General features: G+C 68.2%; 11 protein-coding genes. 5 read left to right on the top strand and 6 right to left on the bottom strand.

Annotated features, from left to right (window positions below):
* A complete protein-coding gene (locus VF329_08675; protein ID HEX7081072.1) occupies positions 1-1,227 on the bottom strand; it encodes a multifunctional CCA addition/repair protein in 1,227 nt (408 codons plus the stop codon).
* Positions 1,228-1,273: 46 nt separating this feature from the next.
* Between VF329_08675 and VF329_08670 the strand changes: the two genes are divergently transcribed.
* Positions 1,274-2,341 carry an aminopeptidase gene (locus VF329_08670; protein ID HEX7081071.1) on the top strand — a complete coding sequence of 356 codons (1,068 nt, stop codon included), beginning with the start codon at positions 1,274-1,276 and terminating at the stop codon, positions 2,339-2,341.
* A 103-nt stretch (positions 2,342-2,444) separates the two neighbouring features.
* Here VF329_08670 and VF329_08665 read toward each other — a convergent pair whose 3' ends face one another.
* Entirely contained in the window at positions 2,445-3,413 is a 969-nt protein-coding gene (locus VF329_08665; protein HEX7081070.1) for a complex I NDUFA9 subunit family protein, read from the bottom strand.
* Positions 3,414-3,453: 40 nt separating this feature from the next.
* Positions 3,454-4,824: a Do family serine endopeptidase gene (locus tag VF329_08660; protein ID HEX7081069.1), complete on the bottom strand. Its 1,371-nt coding sequence runs from the start codon at positions 4,822-4,824 to the stop codon at positions 3,454-3,456.
* Between the two features lie 565 nt (positions 4,825-5,389).
* Between VF329_08660 and VF329_08655 the strand changes: the two genes are divergently transcribed.
* The 3 genes from VF329_08655 (at position 5,390) to hldE (ending at position 11,531) form a co-directional block, all read left to right on the top strand.
* Complete coding sequence (locus tag VF329_08655; GenBank protein ID HEX7081068.1) at positions 5,390-8,602, top strand: LAGLIDADG family homing endonuclease; 3,213 nt, start codon at positions 5,390-5,392, stop codon at positions 8,600-8,602.
* A gap of 34 nt (positions 8,603-8,636) precedes the next feature.
* Positions 8,637-9,350, top strand: coding sequence for an NrdJb (locus VF329_08650; GenBank protein ID HEX7081067.1), 714 nt, complete (start codon positions 8,637-8,639; stop codon positions 9,348-9,350).
* Positions 9,351-10,106: 756 nt separating this feature from the next.
* Positions 10,107-11,531 (top strand): bifunctional D-glycero-beta-D-manno-heptose-7-phosphate kinase/D-glycero-beta-D-manno-heptose 1-phosphate adenylyltransferase HldE, encoded by a 1,425-nt coding sequence (hldE, locus tag VF329_08645; GenBank protein ID HEX7081066.1) that lies wholly within the window; start codon positions 10,107-10,109, stop codon positions 11,529-11,531.
* Positions 11,532-11,538: 7 nt separating this feature from the next.
* Here hldE and VF329_08640 read toward each other — a convergent pair whose 3' ends face one another.
* From VF329_08640 to VF329_08630, 3 genes are read right to left on the bottom strand one after another with little or no spacing between them, the layout of a single operon-like run.
* Positions 11,539-12,936 (bottom strand): TolC family outer membrane protein, encoded by a 1,398-nt coding sequence (locus VF329_08640; protein ID HEX7081065.1) that lies wholly within the window; start codon positions 12,934-12,936, stop codon positions 11,539-11,541.
* Positions 12,937-12,986: 50 nt separating this feature from the next.
* Positions 12,987-13,313, bottom strand: coding sequence for a rhodanese-like domain-containing protein (locus VF329_08635; GenBank protein ID HEX7081064.1), 327 nt, complete (start codon positions 13,311-13,313; stop codon positions 12,987-12,989).
* Positions 13,314-13,338: 25 nt separating this feature from the next.
* Positions 13,339-14,001, bottom strand: a complete 663-nt coding sequence (locus tag VF329_08630; protein ID HEX7081063.1) for a protein-L-isoaspartate O-methyltransferase — start codon at positions 13,999-14,001, stop codon at positions 13,339-13,341.
* 376 nt (positions 14,002-14,377) lie between these two features.
* Between VF329_08630 and VF329_08625 the strand changes: the two genes are divergently transcribed.
* A complete protein-coding gene (locus VF329_08625) occupies positions 14,378-16,684 on the top strand; it encodes an EAL domain-containing protein (GenBank protein ID HEX7081062.1) in 2,307 nt (768 codons plus the stop codon).
* The last annotated feature ends 452 nt before the right edge of the window (positions 16,685-17,136 follow it).

The raw sequence follows: 17,136 nt of genomic DNA, 5'->3' as shown, positions 1-17,136 counted from the left end.
TCAGCGCGCCGCGAGGGCGGCCCGAATCGCGTCGACGCGCCGCCGGCGAATCTCGTCGCCGAGCTCGGGCCCCGCGAGGCCCGCGGCCGCCACCGCCCGGGCGTCCACGCCGAGAGCCGCGCGGAGCGCCGCCTTCAGTGTCTCGGCCTGCGGATAGGGACGGTCCTCGCGCCCCGCACGGCCGCGGTAGTCGGCTTCGCACGCGAGCAGAAACGCGTCGAAGCGGTCGGGACGTCTGAAGGCGTCCACGGTCGACAGAAGCTTCAGGACGGTGGTCGGCCGAAGCTCGGCCGCGCGGTGCACGACGCCGTGATGGCGCGCGACGAGCGCCGCGAGGTCGCGATAGGCGTTCGGCACCGGGAGGCGCTCGCAGAGCCGCTCGAGAAGCTCGACCGATCGCTCCTCGTGCCCGACGTGCTTCGGCAGCATCTCTTTCGGCGTTGCGCCCTTGCCGAGATCGTGCGCGAGGACCGCGAACGCGACGGTCGGGTCGCGGGAAGAGAGGCCCGCGGCCATCTTCAGCGCGAGCAGCAGGTGCTGCCCCGTGTCGATCTCCGGGTGCCAGCGCGCCGGCTGCGGCACGCCGAACAGCGCGTCGACCTCCGGAAAGACGCGCGCGAGAGCGCCGCAGCTGCGCAGGACCGCGACGTACACGTCCGGACGCGCCGTGCCGAGCGCGCTCGCGGTCTCCTTCCAGACGCGCTCGGGCTTCAGCGCGTCGACCTCGCCGTTCTCGACCATCTCCCTCATCAACGTCTCGGTCTCGGCGGCCACCGTGAACCCGAGCTCGGCGAGATCGGCCGCGAACCGGGCCGTGCGGAGGACCCGGACCGGGTCCTCCCGGAACGCGTCGGAGACGTGGCGGAGCTTGCGCTCGGCGAGATCGCGCCGGCCGCCCCATGGGTCGACGATCCGGCCGTCGCGGTCCCGGGCCATCGCGTTGATCGTGAGGTCGCGCCGCTCGAGGTCCTGCTCCACCGAGATCGACGGCGACGTATCGAAGACGAACCCCGCGTACCCGGGCGCGATCTTCCGCTCCGTGCGAGCGAGCGCGTATTCCTCGCCGGTCTCCGGGTGCAGAAAGACCGGGAAGTCCTTCCCGACTTGCTTGTACCCGAGGGCCAGGAGGTCTGCGGGCGTCGCCCCGACGACGAGCCAGTCGCGCTCTTTCACCGGCCGGCCGAGAAGCGCATCGCGAACCGCGCCGCCGACCTCGTAAATTTCCATGGAGGTCGATGATAGCCCAGCCCCCGGCATGGTAAGGTTGCGCGCCATGCGAGTCCTGCTGAAGCTCGTCGGGCTGCTCGCGCTCGGTTCGACGGTGGTGAGCTGCGCGGTCCCGTTTTATTGGCAGGCGATCAACGGCCAGTGGGAGCTGCTCCGCAAGCGTATACCGATCGCCGAGGTGCTCGCCGACCCGAACCAGGACGAGCATGTCAAGGCCATGCTCGGCAAGGTGCCGGAGATTCGGCGCTTCGCGGTCGAGGAGCTCGGCCTGCCGCGGAACGAAAGCTACACCACCTACGTGGATCTCGGGCGCCCGTACGTGGTGTGGAACGTGATTGCCACGGAGGAGTTCTCCGTCTACCCGAAGCGCTGGTGCTACCCGTTCACGGGGTGCGTCGCGTACCGCGGTTTCTTCGACAGGGACAGCGCCGAGCGCTTCGCCAAGGCGCTCGAGCGCGACGGGCTCGACGTGTATCTCGGCGGCGCCACCGCGTACTCCACGCTCGGCTACTTCGCCGATCCGATTCTGAACACGATGATCGGCGGCGGCGTGGAGCACATCGCCTCGATCCTGTTTCACGAGCTCGCCCACCAGAAGCTCTACATCAAGGACGACAGCGCCCTGAGCGAAGCGTTCGCCACGGCGGTCGAGGAGTACGGGACCGAGCGCTGGCTCGAGACCTACGGCGACAGCCAGACGCTCGAGCTCTACCGTATGAAGACGTTACATCGCGCGGAGTTCGCCGCGCTCGTGCAGAGGCAGCAGAACCGTCTGCGGGAAATCTTCTCCCGGCGGGATTCGCCCGAAGCGATGCGCGCCGCGAAGGCGGAAGCCTACGAGCTGATGCGCGACGAGTACGAGGCGCTGAAGGAAGCCTGGGGCGGCGTCTCCGACTACGACCGGTGGTTCGATCTGGAGCTGAACAACGCGGCGCTCGCGGCCGTCGCGACCTACCGCCGTTGGCTGCCGACCTTGAAGTTCCGCCTCCAGCAGACCGGCCCCGAGAGCTTCTACGCCGAGATGCAAGAGCTCGCGACCATGACGAGCATCGGCCGCCAGCTCGTGCTCGAGGGATGGCAGGCCGAGCAGGACCGGATGCTCGCCGACACCTGACCGCGGCGCCGGCCCGACGCCTCGCGCTCCCGCACGTCAGCGGTCGAGCCGCGCCCCGCGTCTCGGGCGTGAGCGCCGAGCTCGACCGGGCCCCGCCGCCCGTTCAAAGCACGCCGGCCCCCCGCAGCCGGATCTGCGGCCGCGGCGGTCCGCCGAGGTACTGCGGCACGACCACGGACATCGAGCGGGGCTCGATACCGAGGCTCGCGAAGCCGTTCTCGCCGCAGATGCTTGCAACCGTCAGCGAGCGAAAGTTGTCGGCCGAGAACGGCTTGCCCGGCAACAGATAATCCCCGACCCAGGCCTGCAGTCGGCCGAGCGGCCGCGGCACGGGCAGGACGGCGCGACGCAGCCCGAGCTGCCGCTGCACGAAGCGGACCACGTCCTCGAGCGAGTAAATGTCCGGGCCGCACAGCTCGTACGTTCGCCCGTGCGTGTGGCTGTCCTCGAGCGCGGTGACGAACGCCTGCGCGACGTCGTCGACGAATACCGGTGACATCCGCGCATCGGCGCACGGTAGCGGCAGAACCGGCGAGAGCTTCAGCAGGCGTGCGAAGCGCGTCGTGAACGAGTCCGCCGGGCCGAAGATCGTCGACGGCTTGAAGATCGTGTACCGGATCTGGTCGCCGGCCTGGCTGCGAATGAGCTGCTCGGCCTGTCCCTTCGTTCTCAGGTAATGGCTCGGACCGCGCTCCGCGTTCGCCTTCAATGCGCTCATGTGCAGAAGCCGCGTCACGCCCGCGTCGTGGCACGCGCGCAGCAGCTTGGCGACGAGATCCACGTGCACGTGCCGGAAGCCGCGGCCGTCGTGGCCGCGCTCGTTGAGAATCCCGACGAGATTGACGGCGGCGTCTACCCCGTCGAGCAGGCGGGTCAGCGTGCGCTCGTCATGGACGTCCGCGCCGATCAGCTCGACGCCCGGGAACACGAGCAGATCCCGGTGACGCTGGCGGTTGCGCGTCGGGATCCTGACGCGGTAATCCGCCCTGACGAGATGGTTGACCAGCGTGCGCCCGACGAAACCGGTGCCGCCGAGAAGGCAAATGGTGCGAATCCGAGGCTTGACGGTCATTCGACTCCAAAAGAACGAGGACGGAAGGAACGGATGCGGGTCAGCGCAGCTCGACCGACAGCGTGCGACCGTCGCGGCGCACCTCGACGACGACGTCGGCCGCGCCTTGGACGATCGCCACGGCCTCCGGGAGCGTGTGCACGCGCCGGCTGTTGATGCGGGTGATCACGTCGCCGCTGCGCAGGCCTCGCTGCGCGGCGAGGCTCCCCTCCGCGACGCCCGTCACGAGGAGGCCGCCTTCGGTCGACGCGCCCTCCGCGACGACGAGATCGAGCCCGTTGAAGATCGGGTCGGCGGGTGCCTCGCCGGCCCGCGCGAAGATTTGATCGGCCTGGTCGGCCGCGCCGAGCGTGGCCTCGACGGTCTGCTCCCGCCCGTCCCGGAAGAACCCGACGGTGACCTGCTCACCGGGCGGAAGCAGGCCGATCGCATTGCGCAGTGACCCTGCGTCGTGAACCGCTTTGCCGTTCACGCTGATGATCACGTCGTCGGGCCGCAGCCCCGCTTTCGCGGCCGCCGAGTTCGGCGCCACCCGGCTCACCAGCGCGCCGCTCGTCTCGGCGAGGCCGTGAGACGCCGCGATCTCGGGCGTGACGCTGTTGATCACGACACCGAGCAGGCCGCGGCTGACGACGCCGTGCTCGATCAGCTGCTCCATCACGTAGCGCGCGAGGTTCACCGGAATCGCGAAGCCGATGCCGATGTTGCCGCCGCCGCGAGAAAGAATCGCCGAGTTGATCCCGATGAGCTCGCCCGTCAGCGACACCAGCGCTCCGCCGGAGTTGCCCGGATTGATCGAGGCGTCGGTCTGAATGTAGTCCTCGTATGCGGACGAGTACGGCGTGATGTTGCTGCGGCCGAGCCCGCTGACGATGCCGGACGTGACCGTGTGCGACAGCCCGAACGGATTGCCGATCGCGACGACGAAGTCGCCCACGCGCACGCCGTCGGAGTCGCCGAGCTCGATCTCGGAGAGCCCGTCCGCGTCGATCTGGAGCACGGCGATGTCGGAGTCCTCGTCCGTGCCGATCACGCGTGCCTCGAGGCTCCGGTCGTCGAACAACGTCACCGTGATCCGGTCGGCGTTCGCGACGACGTGGTGGTTCGTCAGGATGTAGCCTTGGCTCGCGTCGACGATGACGCCCGACCCCGCGCTCTGCACGGGCCGCCCGTTATCGGGGAAGAAGCGGCGGAAAAAAGGATCTTCGGCGAACGGGCTGTCCACCCTGAGCGTGCCGCTGACCGAGATGTTCACGACGGCCGGCGACACCTTCTCGATCATCGGCGCGAGGCTCGGGACCTGCTCGCTCGGCAGCTGTGCGCCGGCCAACGTCGCGATCGTCGCCAATACGACGAAGAGCGGACCGCGTATCACCCGGCCGGAAGCGATTCGACCGTCTCGATCGATCATAGCGCCTTTACCGTTGAGGACTGCCGAAGCACCCCGCGCGGGACGCGAGCGGCTCGAGGCCGGCGGGGCGAGCCGCCATTGTAAGGTCGTCGCCGGAAAACGCGTAATCGCGGCCGCCCCGCCGGCGCGCAAGCGTGCCCGCGACCCTCGATGCCGACGCCGTCTCTTGCGCCGCTCGGCTGTGGGCGAGCTGTGGGCGGACGGGGGATAGCCTGGGGAAGAGTGGTACACAAGATATTGGGCAACCGCTCGGCCGGCGGTGCCCGGGCCGAAGCTCGGCAGAACGCGGCCGACTTTCATATAAGCTACTGATTTTTATATGCTAATCATCGCCTGATCGCACGCGATCGCGCGCTTGACAGCGTGCTGCCGGACGCCTACTCTACGATTTGACGACACAACATCTTGTGTCGCTCCACTTCGGTAAGCAGTCGATCCGAGGGCTTTCGTGCGCCCGGGGGAGGTTTTTGCGCCACGAAACGCCGAGCGGCCCGAGTGACCGGGCCGAGCCGTTTTCGAATCCTTGGGGGGCGGGCGTCTTCAGGGACAAGGGTGCGAGACAATCATGAGCATGGCATTCGACGTGAAGGCGACGCGCCTCGCGGATATCCCGCTGCAGGAAGCATCGCTCGACATCTGGGACACGAAGTACCGGCTGAAGACGAAGGCCGGCGAGCCCGTCGATCGCGACATCGAGGCGACGTACGAGCGCGTCGCCCGGGCCCTCGCGGACGTCGAGGCGCCGGAGAAGCGCGACGAATGCTACCGGAAGTTCCTGTGGGCGCTTCGGCGCGGCGCGATTCCGGCCGGCCGCATCATCTCGAACGCGGGCGCCGAGGCACACAAGCCGGCGACGTCGACGATCAACTGCACGGTATCGGGCACGATCCACGACTCGATGCACGACATCCTCGACAAGGTGCACGAGGCGGGGCTCACGCTGAAGGCTGGAAGTGGTATTGGCTATGAATTTTCGACGCTGCGTCCGCGCGGCGCCTATGTCTCCGGCGCGGGCGCGTACACGTCCGGCCCGCTGTCCTTCATGGACATCTACGACAAGATGTGCTTCACGGTGTCGTCGGCCGGCGGCCGCCGCGGCGCGCAGATGGGCACGTTCGACGTCGGCCACCCCGATGTGCTCGACTTCATCCGCGCGAAGCGCGAGGACGGGCGGCTTCGTCAGTTCAACCTGTCGTTGCTGATCACCGACGAGTTCATGCAAGCCGTCAAGGAAGACAAGCCCTGGCGGCTCGCATTCCCGCTGACGCGGCAGGAGGTCGAGGACGACGGCGTCGATCTCGACGATCCCGAGCGCGTCGTGTGGCGCGAGTGGCCGATCACCGAAGGTTACGTTTGCAACGAGCAGGGCTTCGTCGCGTGCAAGGTCTATCGCACGCTGCCGGCGCGGCGGCTATGGGACCTGATCATGTCGTCGACGTACGACTTCGCCGAGCCGGGCTTCGTGCTGATCGATCGCGTCAACGAGATGAACAACAACTGGTGGTGCGAGAACATCCGCGCCACGAATCCATGCGTCACGGCCGACACGTGGGTGCACACCTCCGCCGGTCCCCGTCAGGTGCGGGAGCTGATCGGGACGCCGTTCGTCGCCCGGGTGCAGGGCCGGGATTGGACGAGCGGGGCGGAGGGCTTCTTTTACACGGCCACGAAGCCGGTCGTGCGCATCGCCACGGCCGAAGGCTACGCGCTGCGGCTCACGGCGGACCATCGCGTGCGGTGCGTCACCGGCCCCGCGCCGTGGTCGGCCGAGACCGAATGGCGGGCAGCCGGCGAGCTTCGCCCCGGGGACCGGGTCCTGCTGAACGATCACCGCGCCGCTCCGCATTGGAAAGGCGCGCACGGCTTCGACGAGGGCTATGTCGTCGGGCTCTTGATCGGCAACGGCGCGATCGACGGCGCCGAGGCCGTGCTCGCCGTCCGCGAGCCCGAGTCCGCCGTCAATTCAGGTGTCGGGCAGAGCGGTGCCGAGAGCGTGATGAACGCCGCGCTCGCGGCAGCTTCGAAGCTCGAGCCCTGCGGCGGATGGTATCGGGCGGGCGCGCCCGGCGAATATCGGTTGCGGCTCGGCGCGTTGCAGGGTCTCGCGGCCGATCTCGGCCTGCGGCACGGCACGAAGACGATCACGCCGGAGATGGAGCGGGCGTCGAGCGGGTTCTGCCGCGGCATGCTGCGCGGGCTCTTCGACGCCGAGGGCGCCGTGCACGGCACGCACGCGCGCGGCGTCTCGGTGCGCCTTGCGGGGCCCGATCTCGAATCGCTCCGGGCCGCGCAACGGATGCTGCTTCGGCTCGGCATCGCGAGCCGGATCGAAAGCGCCGCCGCGGGCTCCTGCGCCGAGCACGAGCTCGTGATCGGCGGCGAGAACCTCGTCGCTTTCCGCGAGCTCGTCGGCTTCGCCGACGAGGGCAAGGCCGCGCGTCTCGGCTGGGCGGTCGGCGCATACCGCCGCACGCTCATCCGCGAGCGCTTCGAAGCCACGGTCACGGAGGTGCGCGCGGACGGCGTCGAGCCCGTTTACGACGTGCAGGTTCCCGGCCGGAACGCGTTCGACGCGAACGGCCTCGAGGCGCACAACTGCGGCGAGCAGCCGCTGCCTCCCTACGGCGCTTGCCTGCTCGGCTCGGTCAATCTCACGAAGTTCGTCGTCGCGCCGTTCACGGAGCGGGCCTACTTCGACTGGGAAGAGTTCCGGGAGGTCGTGAAGGTCTTCACGCGGATGCTCGACAACGTCGTCGAGATCAACGGCCTGCCGCTCGACCCGCAGCGCAGCGAGATTCAGCGCAAGCGCCGGCACGGCATGGGCTTTCTCGGCCTCGGGTCGACGATCGCGCTGCTCGGCATGCGCTACGGCTCCGCGGAGTCGGTCGAGTTCACCGAGCGCGTCTCGCGCGAGCTCGCGATCGCCGGGTGGCAGACCGGCCTTGCGCTGTCACGCGAGAAGGGCATGGCGCCGATCCTCGCGGAGACCTTCGTCGTGGACGAGGAGATGCTGCGCAAGCGCCCGGAGATGGCCGCCGACGGCTGGAAGGCCGGCGACGAGATCCCGGGGCGCGTCCTGCACGCGCGCTACAGCCGGTACATGCAGCGGCTGCGCGAGATCGAGCCCGAGCTCGTGGAGGCGCTCGAGGAGCACGGCGCGCGCTTCACGCACCACAGCTCCATTGCGCCCACGGGCACGATCTCGCTGTCGCTCGCGAACAATGCGAGCAACGGCATCGAGCCTTCGTTCGCGCACCATTACTTCCGCAACGTGATCCGCGCAGGACGGAAGACGAAGGAGAAGATCGACGTCTTCTCGTTCGAGCTGCTGGCATACCGGGAGCTCGTGAACCCGCAGGCGATGCCGGGGTCGGACGATCCCGCGAAGAAGCTGCCGGACTACTTCGTGAGCTCGGAGGACATCACGCCGAAGGAGCACGTCGACATCCAAGCGGCGGCGCAGAAGTGGATCGACTCCTCCATTTCGAAGACCGCCAACGTGCCGACGGACTACCCGTACGAGGATTTCAAGGACATTTATCTCTACGCGCACGAGAAGGGGCTGAAGGGATGCACCACGTTCCGCTTCAATCCCGAAGCGTTCCAGGGCGTGCTCGTCAAGGAGAAGGATCTGAAAAGCACGACTTATCGCTTCACGCTCGAGGACGGCACCGTCGTCGAGGCGAAGGGCGACGACGAGATCGAGTACGACGGCGAGGTGCACACCGCGGCGAATCTGTTCGACGCGCTGAAGGAAGGCTACTACGGCAAGTTCTAGGCGGTCCCGCGGCGGGCGCCCGGAGGCAAGCTCGATGGCACGCATCAAGATAGACAAGAAGATCGTCAAGTACGCGGTCGCGAAGCCCGAGGCGGAGCCGCGTGAGCCGCGCGAGGACGCGGCCGCGCCGGATGCGTCGCAAAGCGACGCCAAGGTCATCCGGATGCACGAGAAGCTCGAGCGTCCGGAGGTGCTCATCGGCTCCACGTACAAGGTCAAGACGCCGGTCTCCGATCACGCGATGTACGTGACGATCAACGACATCGTCCTCAACGAAGGCACGAAGCACGAGCAGCGAAGGCCGTTCGAGATCTTCATCAACTCGAAGAACCTCGATCACTACCAATGGATCGTCGCGCTCACCCGCATCATGTCGGCGGTGTTCCGCAAGGGCGGGGACGTGACGTTCCTCGTCGACGAGCTGAAGGCCGTGTTCGATCCGCGCGGCGGCTACTGGCAGCCGGGCGGAAAGTTCATGCCGTCGATCATCGCGGAGCTCGGGCACATCGTCGAGCGGCACCTGATCGGGATCGGTCTGCTGAAGCCGCCGGAGCCGAGCCCCGAGCAGCTGAAGTTCCTGAGCGAGAAGCGCGCGGAGTTCGAAGCCCGCGGCGTGCAGCAGGACGCGTTCGCGGAGGGGGCGTTCCCCGAGGGCGCGCAGCTCTGCACGAAGTGCAATACGGCCGCGGCGGTCATGCTGGACGGATGCATGACTTGCCTGAACTGCGGTTACTCGAAGTGCGGCTGAACAGGGACGTAGGGCGGCAGTAGCCGCCCCGCTCGGCTTGCAGGTCCGCCGTTTGGCCCGCCTGAGACCACAATAAGGGCGGGCCTTTTTTTCGCCCGTGACATCGCGGACGGCGGATCGGCGAAGAGCGGTTGCGGGTAGGGCATCGCAGTGGGCGTGCGGCGAAGAGGGGCTGCGGATAGGGCACCGCGGCGGGCGTGCGGCGAAGAGGTCGCGGAAAGCGCACCGCGATGGGCGTGCGGCGATGTGTGGCTTTGCGAGACACGCCGGAAGTGCGTCCCTGCGGCTCGTCTGCGGCCCTCCCTGGCCGCAGACGGTCTCGCAAAGCCACACATCGCCACACGCCCTCGACACCGACCCGCGAGCGTCGACGCCCTCGTTCCGAAAGCGATGCGCATTCCGATCTGCTGCCGCCATCCGGCACGGACGTGAAGCGCCACGTTACGTCAGCGGCGCAAGCTTCACTTCTCGACCCGCCAACGCTCGCCATCTGCGGTGCCGCTCGACACGTCGTCTTCAACCTCACCGACCCTGTGACGTCGACGGGAGCGGGGCGGCGGCAGGGGGTTTCAGCGGCCGTCTGCGGCCAGGGAGGGCCGCAGACGAGCCCGAGGGACCGACTTCCGGCGTGCCGCTGAAAGCCCCTGCTGCCGACCCGCTCCATTGCGGAACGCGGCGTGAGTCGTTCCGCGGTGACGCGGCCGAATCGAGGGCACGCTAGAATGGGCGCGGCTCGGCAGCGCGGGTGACGGCGAAGTGACGATCTCGGTTCCTGACTTTTCGGCGTTGCGCGTCCTCGTCGCCGGCGACGCGATGCTCGACGAGTACTGGTTCGGCGACACCGGCCGAATCTCGCCCGAGGCGCCCGTCCCCGTCGTCAGGACCGTCTCCGCCGAGCAGCGCCCGGGCGGCGCGGCGAACGTCGCGTTGAACCTCGCCGCGCTCGGGGTTGCCACCTCGCTCGCCGCGATCGTCGGCGCGGACGAGCGCGGGCGTCATCTCGCGTCGCTGCTCGAGCAGCGCAACGTGCGTTGCCGGTTCGTCTTCTCCGCCGATGCGCCCACCGTCCACAAGCTGCGTGTGCTCGCTCGCAACCAGCAGTTGATCCGCCTCGACTCGGAGCTCTCGCTCGCGCCGGCGGCCGGGGATCTCGTGCCGCTGGTCGAGGCCGCGCTCGGCGAAGCCGACGTCGTCGTCCTCTCGGATTACGCGAAAGGAACGTTGAGCCGCGCGCCGGAGCTCATCGCGCTCGCGAAGCGGCGGGGATTGCCGGTGCTCGTCGACCCCAAAGGCGAGGATTTCGCGCGCTACCGCGGCGCAACGGTGCTGACACCGAATCAAGGCGAGTTCCGCGCGGTGGCGGGACCGTGGTCGAGCGAGGCGGAGTTCCTGCGGAAGGGCGAGGCGCTCCGCGATGCTCTCGGGCTCGACGCGCTGCTCGTCACCCGCGGCGAGCGCGGCATGGCGCTCTTCGAGCGGGGCCGCAAGCCCCTTCTGCTCGATGCCGAGGCGCGCGAGGTCTTCGACGTCACCGGCGCCGGCGACACCGTGATCGCCTCGATGGCGGCCGCGCTCGGCGCCGGGCTTCCCGCCGCGGAGGCCGCGGAGCTTGCGAACCTCGCGGCGGGTCTCGTCGTCGGCAAGATCGGCGTCGCGACGGTCAGCCGCGCGGAGCTGCGCCTCGCGCTGCATCGCCGCGGCAGCGGCGGGCGCGGGCTCGTGACCGCAGACGAGCTCGTCGAGCTCGTGCGCGAGGCGAAGGCGCGCGGCGAGCGGGTCGTGATGACGAACGGCTGCTTCGACATCCTGCACGCGGGGCACGTGGCGTATCTCGAGGAGGCGAAATCGTTCGGCAATCGGCTGATCGTCGCGGTGAACGACGACGATTCCGTGAGGCGGCTCAAAGGGCCTTCGCGGCCCGTCACGCCGCTCGAGGACCGAATGGCGGTCCTCGCCGGGCTCGCGGCGGTCGACTGGGTCGTGCCGTTCGCGGAGGACACGCCCGCCGCGCTGATCGGGCGCCTGCTGCCGGACGTGCTCGTGAAGGGCGGCGACTACCGTCCGGAGGACATCGCGGGCGGCGCCGCCGTGCTCGAGCACGGCGGCGAGGTGCGTGTCGTCAGCCTCAAGGAGGGCCGCTCCACGAGCGCGGTGATCGCGACGATCCTCGCCTCGCGTTGATGCCCGGCTACTGGACCAGCCAGGAGTCGATGAGCTCGATGTCCTCCACGGACAACGACCCTGCCGCCTGCTTCAGCCTCAGCGTGTTCAGAATGTAGGCGTAACGCGCCTGCGCGTAGTTCGTCTGCGCGAGCCGCACCTGCTCTTGCGCGATGCTGACGTCCACCGACGTCTGCGTGCCGACCTCGAATCCCGCCTCGATCGCGGCGAGCGCCGTCTCCGCCGACCTCACCGCCTGCTGAAGCGCCCGCACCTGCGAGATCGACGAGATCACGCCGAGATAGGAGTCGCGCGTGAGCCGCTCCGTCTCGCGCGCAACCCGCTCGACCGCCTCCAGCGACGCGCGGTGCTGATACACCGACTGGCGGATCCGCGACGAGTTGAGGCCGCCGGTGAAGAGCGGGATGCGAAAGTCCAAGGACCAGTTATAGCCTTCCGATCCCTGGGTCGAGAAGGCCGGACGATTGTCGCCGCCCACCTCTCGAGTCAGCCGGCGCGACTCGCTCTGATTGTCCTGCCATCCGGACGAGAACGACACGGTCGGCAGCCGCGCCGAGCGCGCGATCCTGATATCGTCCTGGGCCACGTCGGCGGCAATCCGTGCGGCGATCAGCGCGAGATTCTGCTCGAGAGCCGCTTCTACCCACTCGTCGGCGCTTGCAGGATCGGGCTCGACGAGCGGAATCTCGTCCTCAGGGCTCGCGAGATCGGTGACGTACTCGCCGATGATCTCCCGCAGCTGCTCCTGAGCGGTCGCCAGCAGGCGCTGTGCCTCGATCTCTTGTGACACCGACTGATCGAAGTTCGCCTGAAGCTGCTGGACGTCCGTGATCGCGATCAGTCCGACGTCGTAGCGCCGCTGCGCCTGCTCGAGCTGGCGCTCGAACGCCTGGCGGGAGGCTTGCTGCGCCTCGAGCGTGTCCTCGGCCGCGAGCACGTTGAAGTACGCCTCCGAGACGCGCAGAAGCAGATCCTGCTTCGCGATCTCGAACTCGGTCTCGGCCTGCGCGACGAGCTTGTCCGCCTGCTTCAGCGTGACGAATTGCCCCCAGTCGAAGACAGTCTGCGAAATGTTCACGTTCCAGTTCGTGCTGTCGTTCTCACGCTCCGACGAAATGAAGTTCGGATTCGGCTCTCCGGTCTGAAAGTCGATCGGAGGGTTCGGATCCTCGCTGTGGCTGAAAGAGGTGGACGCGCCGAGTTGCAGGCTCGGGAGCAGCTGCGACCGCGCCTGCGGGCGCACCTCGGAGCTCGCGAGAAGACGCGCTTCCGCCTCCTGAATCGCCGGGTCGTTCTGCAACGCACGCTGGTAAATCTCCATGAGGCTTTCCTGCCCGAAGGCCGCAGGAGCCGCGACCGCGAGCGAGGCGCCCGCGCAGAGTAATCGGATGGTGTGCCGCATCATGATCGGTTCCCCAGTCTCGTTGTGTTGACGGCCCCTCTCGGGCCACCGCTTCAGTAGCGCCGGACGTTCGGATCGAGCTCGCGCGACCAGGCGTCGATGCCGCCTTCGAGGTTGTAGACTCCTTCGAACCCGTTTGCCGCGAGGAACTCGGCGACTCTTCGGCTGCGGGCTCCCGCCTTGCAGAACACGACGATCGGCTTGTCCCGCGGCAGCTCGTCGAGCCGCTGCGGGACTTCCCGCATCGGAATGTGCCGCGCATCGGGGATGGCCGCTTCCTCGAGCTCCGCAGGCTCGCGCACGTCGAGCAGCACGATGCTGCCGGCTCCAGGCTCGCCGGGCCAACGGCGGGCGAAGTCCGTCGGAGTCAACTCGGGCACTTCAGGCATCGCGCGCGCCCGCTGGTTACAGAACGAACGGCTCAGGCCGCTCCGCGTGGATCAGAGGCGTAAGAACGGTTTCGAACAGGCTTTCTTCGGTCCACCGCCCGTTCGCGTGCATCGTGACGAGGAGCGCCTCCATGACGGGCGCCCGACCGACGACGATGAACAAGCGGCCGTCGGGCCGCAGCATGCGAATGAAATGCTCGTCGAGCACGGGCACGGATCCCGTGACGGCGATCGCGTCGAACTCGTTGCGGAACGGCAGCGCCATCGCGTCGGCCGTGTCGACTTCCACGTTCCGAACGTGCTGCTCGATCAGCTTCTCGCGTGCCGCGTCGACGAAATCGCGGTAGTAGTCGACCGTGACGACGCGCTCGGAGAGGCGAGCCAGGCAGGCGGCGAGGTAGCCGCTTCCCGTCCCGACCTCGAGCACCCGATCCGTGGGCTCGAGCCGCAGCGCCTGCAACAGACGGCCCTCGATCTTTGGAGCCATCATGTGCTGCCCGTGGCCGAGCGGAATCTCCGTGTCGGCGAAAGCGAGCTCCCGATAAGCAGGCGGAACGAAGCGCTCGCGCGGCGTGCCGCCGAGCGCGGCGAGGACGGCGTCGTCCAGCACGTCCCATGCGCGGATTTGCTGGCGCACCATCTGCGCTCTGGCCGTCTCGATATCGAGTTCTACGTTCATCCTTGCAGCGTTTACGAAGGGGGTGGCTTCGAAAAAGGCCGGTAAGCGTAACGGAGTTTATCGAAGCCCGACAAGGCGGAGTCTCAAGAATTATAGTCAAATCCGCCAGATCCGAGACGGAGCGTGAGTTATCGTAGTATCCGTAAAACAAAAGGCTACGCCCCGCCGGGGTGCTCGAAGCGAGCGCCGAGCCCGGCGTTCCCCCGGGGCACGACAACGACGCCGCCGCCGCAGCGGACGGCTTATAAGAACAAAGGGGCGCCATCCTGTTGGCAGCAAGGACAAGGCCTGCGACGCCCGCGAGCGACCGGCACGCGCCCGTGAAGAACGGGCGTGCGGCTTCGACGGGTTCCGCGGAGGCGCGGGGCGGACCGGCGTGAACGGCTTCGACGCGAATCTGCTGTGGATTGCCGCGGCGGCCGGGCTGCCCGCCGTCGCGGTCACGGCCGCCGTCGCGGTCTGGGTCGCGCGGCGTCCTTTGCATGCCGAGATCGAACGGCTGAAGGACGACGTCCACGACCTGCTGGCCCAGCAGTCGGCCGAGAAGCGGCTCACGGTGAACGGCCGGCGCAGCGCATTCGTCGACATCGCCGCGAGCGTGAACAGGCTGCTCGACCGCGCCGAGGAGACGGCCGACGCGAAGCCGAGCGGCGTGCCGCTGTTCGACACGCTCGCCGATACGCTGCCCGAGATCACCGTCGTGCACACGCACGCGATTCTGTTCGCGAACCACGCGGCCGGAGAGCTGTTCGGCGTGCCGGCGAGCGCGCTCGTCGGCAAGCCCGTCACCGATCTGCTGCGCCCCGCTTACCGCGCGATGATGCGCAAGCACGTGGACGAGAATCTCGAAGGCGACGCGCCGCTCGAGCCGCTCGAGGTCCAGCTGATCAGCGGGGACGACCCGGGGCTGTGGGCGGAGCTCTACAGCCGGCGCGTCACGTGGGAGGGGCAGTCCGCATTCCTCACCGTCGCGCGCGACGTCAGCCAGCGAAAGAGCATCGAGGCGTCGCTCGGCCGCAGCAAGCTCGAAGCGAGGATCACGCTCGAGTCGATCGGCGAAGGAGTGATCACCACCGATGCCGGCGGCACGATCGACTACATGAACGAGGCGGCGGAGCAGCTGATCGGCACGACCCGCAGCGTCGCGATCGGCAAGCGGCTTCTCGAGCTGATCGCGTTGCTCGACGAGGTGGACCGCACGGCGCTCGGCGATCCGGTCCAGCAGTGCTTGAGCGAGCGGCGACGCGTGAATCTCGGCCGGCACGCGTTATTGATGAGCAAGCTGTCGGATCGCGAGTTCTCCACCGAGCTCACCGCCTCGCCGATTCGCGGGCCGGATCGGGAGATCGCGGGCTGCGTGATCATCTTTCACGACGTCAGCGAGCTGCGCGGGCTCGCGCGCGAGATGTCGTATCAGGCCACGCACGACCCGCTGACGGGGCTCGTGAACCGCGCCGAGTTCGAGCGGCGTCTCGAAACGGCGCTCAAGTCGTCGCGGTCCGACGCCGTCGGCCACGTCGTGAGCTACCTCGACCTCGACCGCTTCAAGATCGTAAACGACAGCTGCGGGCACATCGCCGGGGACAATCTGCTGAGGGAGCTCGCCGCGTTGTTGAGGCAGAAGGTCCGCGACTCGGACACCGTGGCGCGCGTCGGCGGCGACGAGTTCGCGATGCTTCTCGTCGGGTGCCCGCTGGAGAAGGCCCATCAGATCGCCGAGGACGTCTGCCGGTCGATCGCCGACTATCACTTCGCCTGGCAGGACCGCGTATTCGACATCGGCGTCAGCATCGGGATGGTCGAGGTCGGGCACGAGAGCGCGTCGGGCGAGGCCGTGCTGAGCGCCGCGGACTCGGCGTGCTACGTCGCGAAGCAGCAGGGGCGCGGCCGCGTGCACGTGTACTCCGCACGCGACGAGATCCTCGCCCGCGAGCGCGGCGAGATTCAGTGGCTGCAGAAGCTGCAGCGGGCCCTGAAGGAGAACCGCTTCGAGCTGCACACTCAGCCGATCATCGCGGTCGGCGGGCGGGTACCGAACGGACCGGCCGCCGAAGTGCTGCTGCGAATGCGCGACGAGGCCGACAAGCGGGTTCTCCCGGCGCAGTTCCTGCGCTCCGCCGAGCGGTACCAGCTGATGTCGCACATCGACCGTTGGGTCGTGCAGGCGGCGTTGGCGGCGATCGGCGGCGGGTCGCTGCATTTGCCGGAGGATCGGACCTGCAACATCAACCTGTCGGGCCAGACGCTCGGCGACGAAGATTTCCTCGAGTTCGTCGTCGACGTCCTCGACCACACGGGCGTGAGCCCGGCGCAGCTCTGCTTCGAGATTCGCGAGTCGGCCGTCGTGAACAACCTCGATCACGCGCAGCGCTTCATCGCGGTGCTGCACGGCATCGGCTGCCGCGTCGCGCTCGACGATTTCGGGAGCGGCATCGGATCGTTCTCGAATCTGAAGCGCCTGTCGCTCGACTATCTGAAGATCGACGGCCTCTATACCCGCAACCTCGCCGAGGACGGGGTGAACCGCGAGATGGTCGGCGCGATGGTGAAGCTCGCGCGCACGCTCGATTTCCGCGTCGTCGCGGAGCAGGTCGAGGACCAGGCGTCGTTCGAGGCCGCGCGCAGCCTCGGCGTCGACTTCGTCCAAGGCTACGTCATCGAGCGTCCCCGCCCGATCCACTGACTCCCGGCCGTTGCCCGGGGCGTTCCCGAAGACGCGAAGACCGGCTCACGGGGTGGCGCGGAGAACGCGAAGACCGGCTCACGGGGGTGGCGCGGGGAACGCGACGTAAGGGTCGCCTTTCAGCGGCACGCCGGAAATGCGTCCCTGCGGCTCGTCTGCGGCCGTCCCTGGCCGCAGACGGCCGCTGAAAGGCGACCCTTACGCCGCGTTCCCGAGACGTCTCCGCAACGTTCCGCTCGAAGACCTCTCCGTTCGACGCTTCCGCGTCGGTGAACGTGGAGGGTGCGCAGCGCCGTCTCCGGATCGGCGACGTCCGGGCAAGCCTATCTGCTTAGCGCATGCGGGCCCCAATGCCGCGATGACGTATCCGGGGGCGTGGGGCGATGGGGAGCTTTCCGAGACCGTCTGCGGCCAGGGAGGGCCGCAGACGAGCGGCAGGGACGCTCTTCCCG

The organism is Gammaproteobacteria bacterium (assembly GCA_036381015.1).
Lineage (GTDB): Bacteria > Pseudomonadota > Gammaproteobacteria > Steroidobacterales > Rariloculaceae > ZC4RG20.
This window is presented reverse-complemented; position numbering and strand designations above follow the sequence as displayed.

Excerpts from the sequence above, each read along its gene's own strand:
- VF329_08640 (HEX7081065.1), bottom strand. The coding sequence starts at position 12,936 with ATGATGCGGCACACCATCCGATTACTCTGCGCGGGCGCCTCGCTCGCG.
- VF329_08655 (HEX7081068.1), top strand. The coding sequence starts at position 5,390 with ATGAGCATGGCATTCGACGTGAAGGCGACGCGCCTCGCGGATATCCCG.
- VF329_08660 (HEX7081069.1), bottom strand. The coding sequence starts at position 4,824 with ATGATCGATCGAGACGGTCGAATCGCTTCCGGCCGGGTGATACGCGGT.
- VF329_08670 (HEX7081071.1), top strand. The coding sequence starts at position 1,274 with ATGCGAGTCCTGCTGAAGCTCGTCGGGCTGCTCGCGCTCGGTTCGACG.
- VF329_08665 (HEX7081070.1), bottom strand. The coding sequence starts at position 3,413 with ATGACCGTCAAGCCTCGGATTCGCACCATTTGCCTTCTCGGCGGCACC.
- VF329_08675 (HEX7081072.1), bottom strand. The coding sequence starts at position 1,227 with ATGGAAATTTACGAGGTCGGCGGCGCGGTTCGCGATGCGCTTCTCGGC.
- VF329_08650 (HEX7081067.1), top strand. The coding sequence starts at position 8,637 with ATGGCACGCATCAAGATAGACAAGAAGATCGTCAAGTACGCGGTCGCG.
- VF329_08630 (HEX7081063.1), bottom strand. The coding sequence starts at position 14,001 with ATGAACGTAGAACTCGATATCGAGACGGCCAGAGCGCAGATGGTGCGC.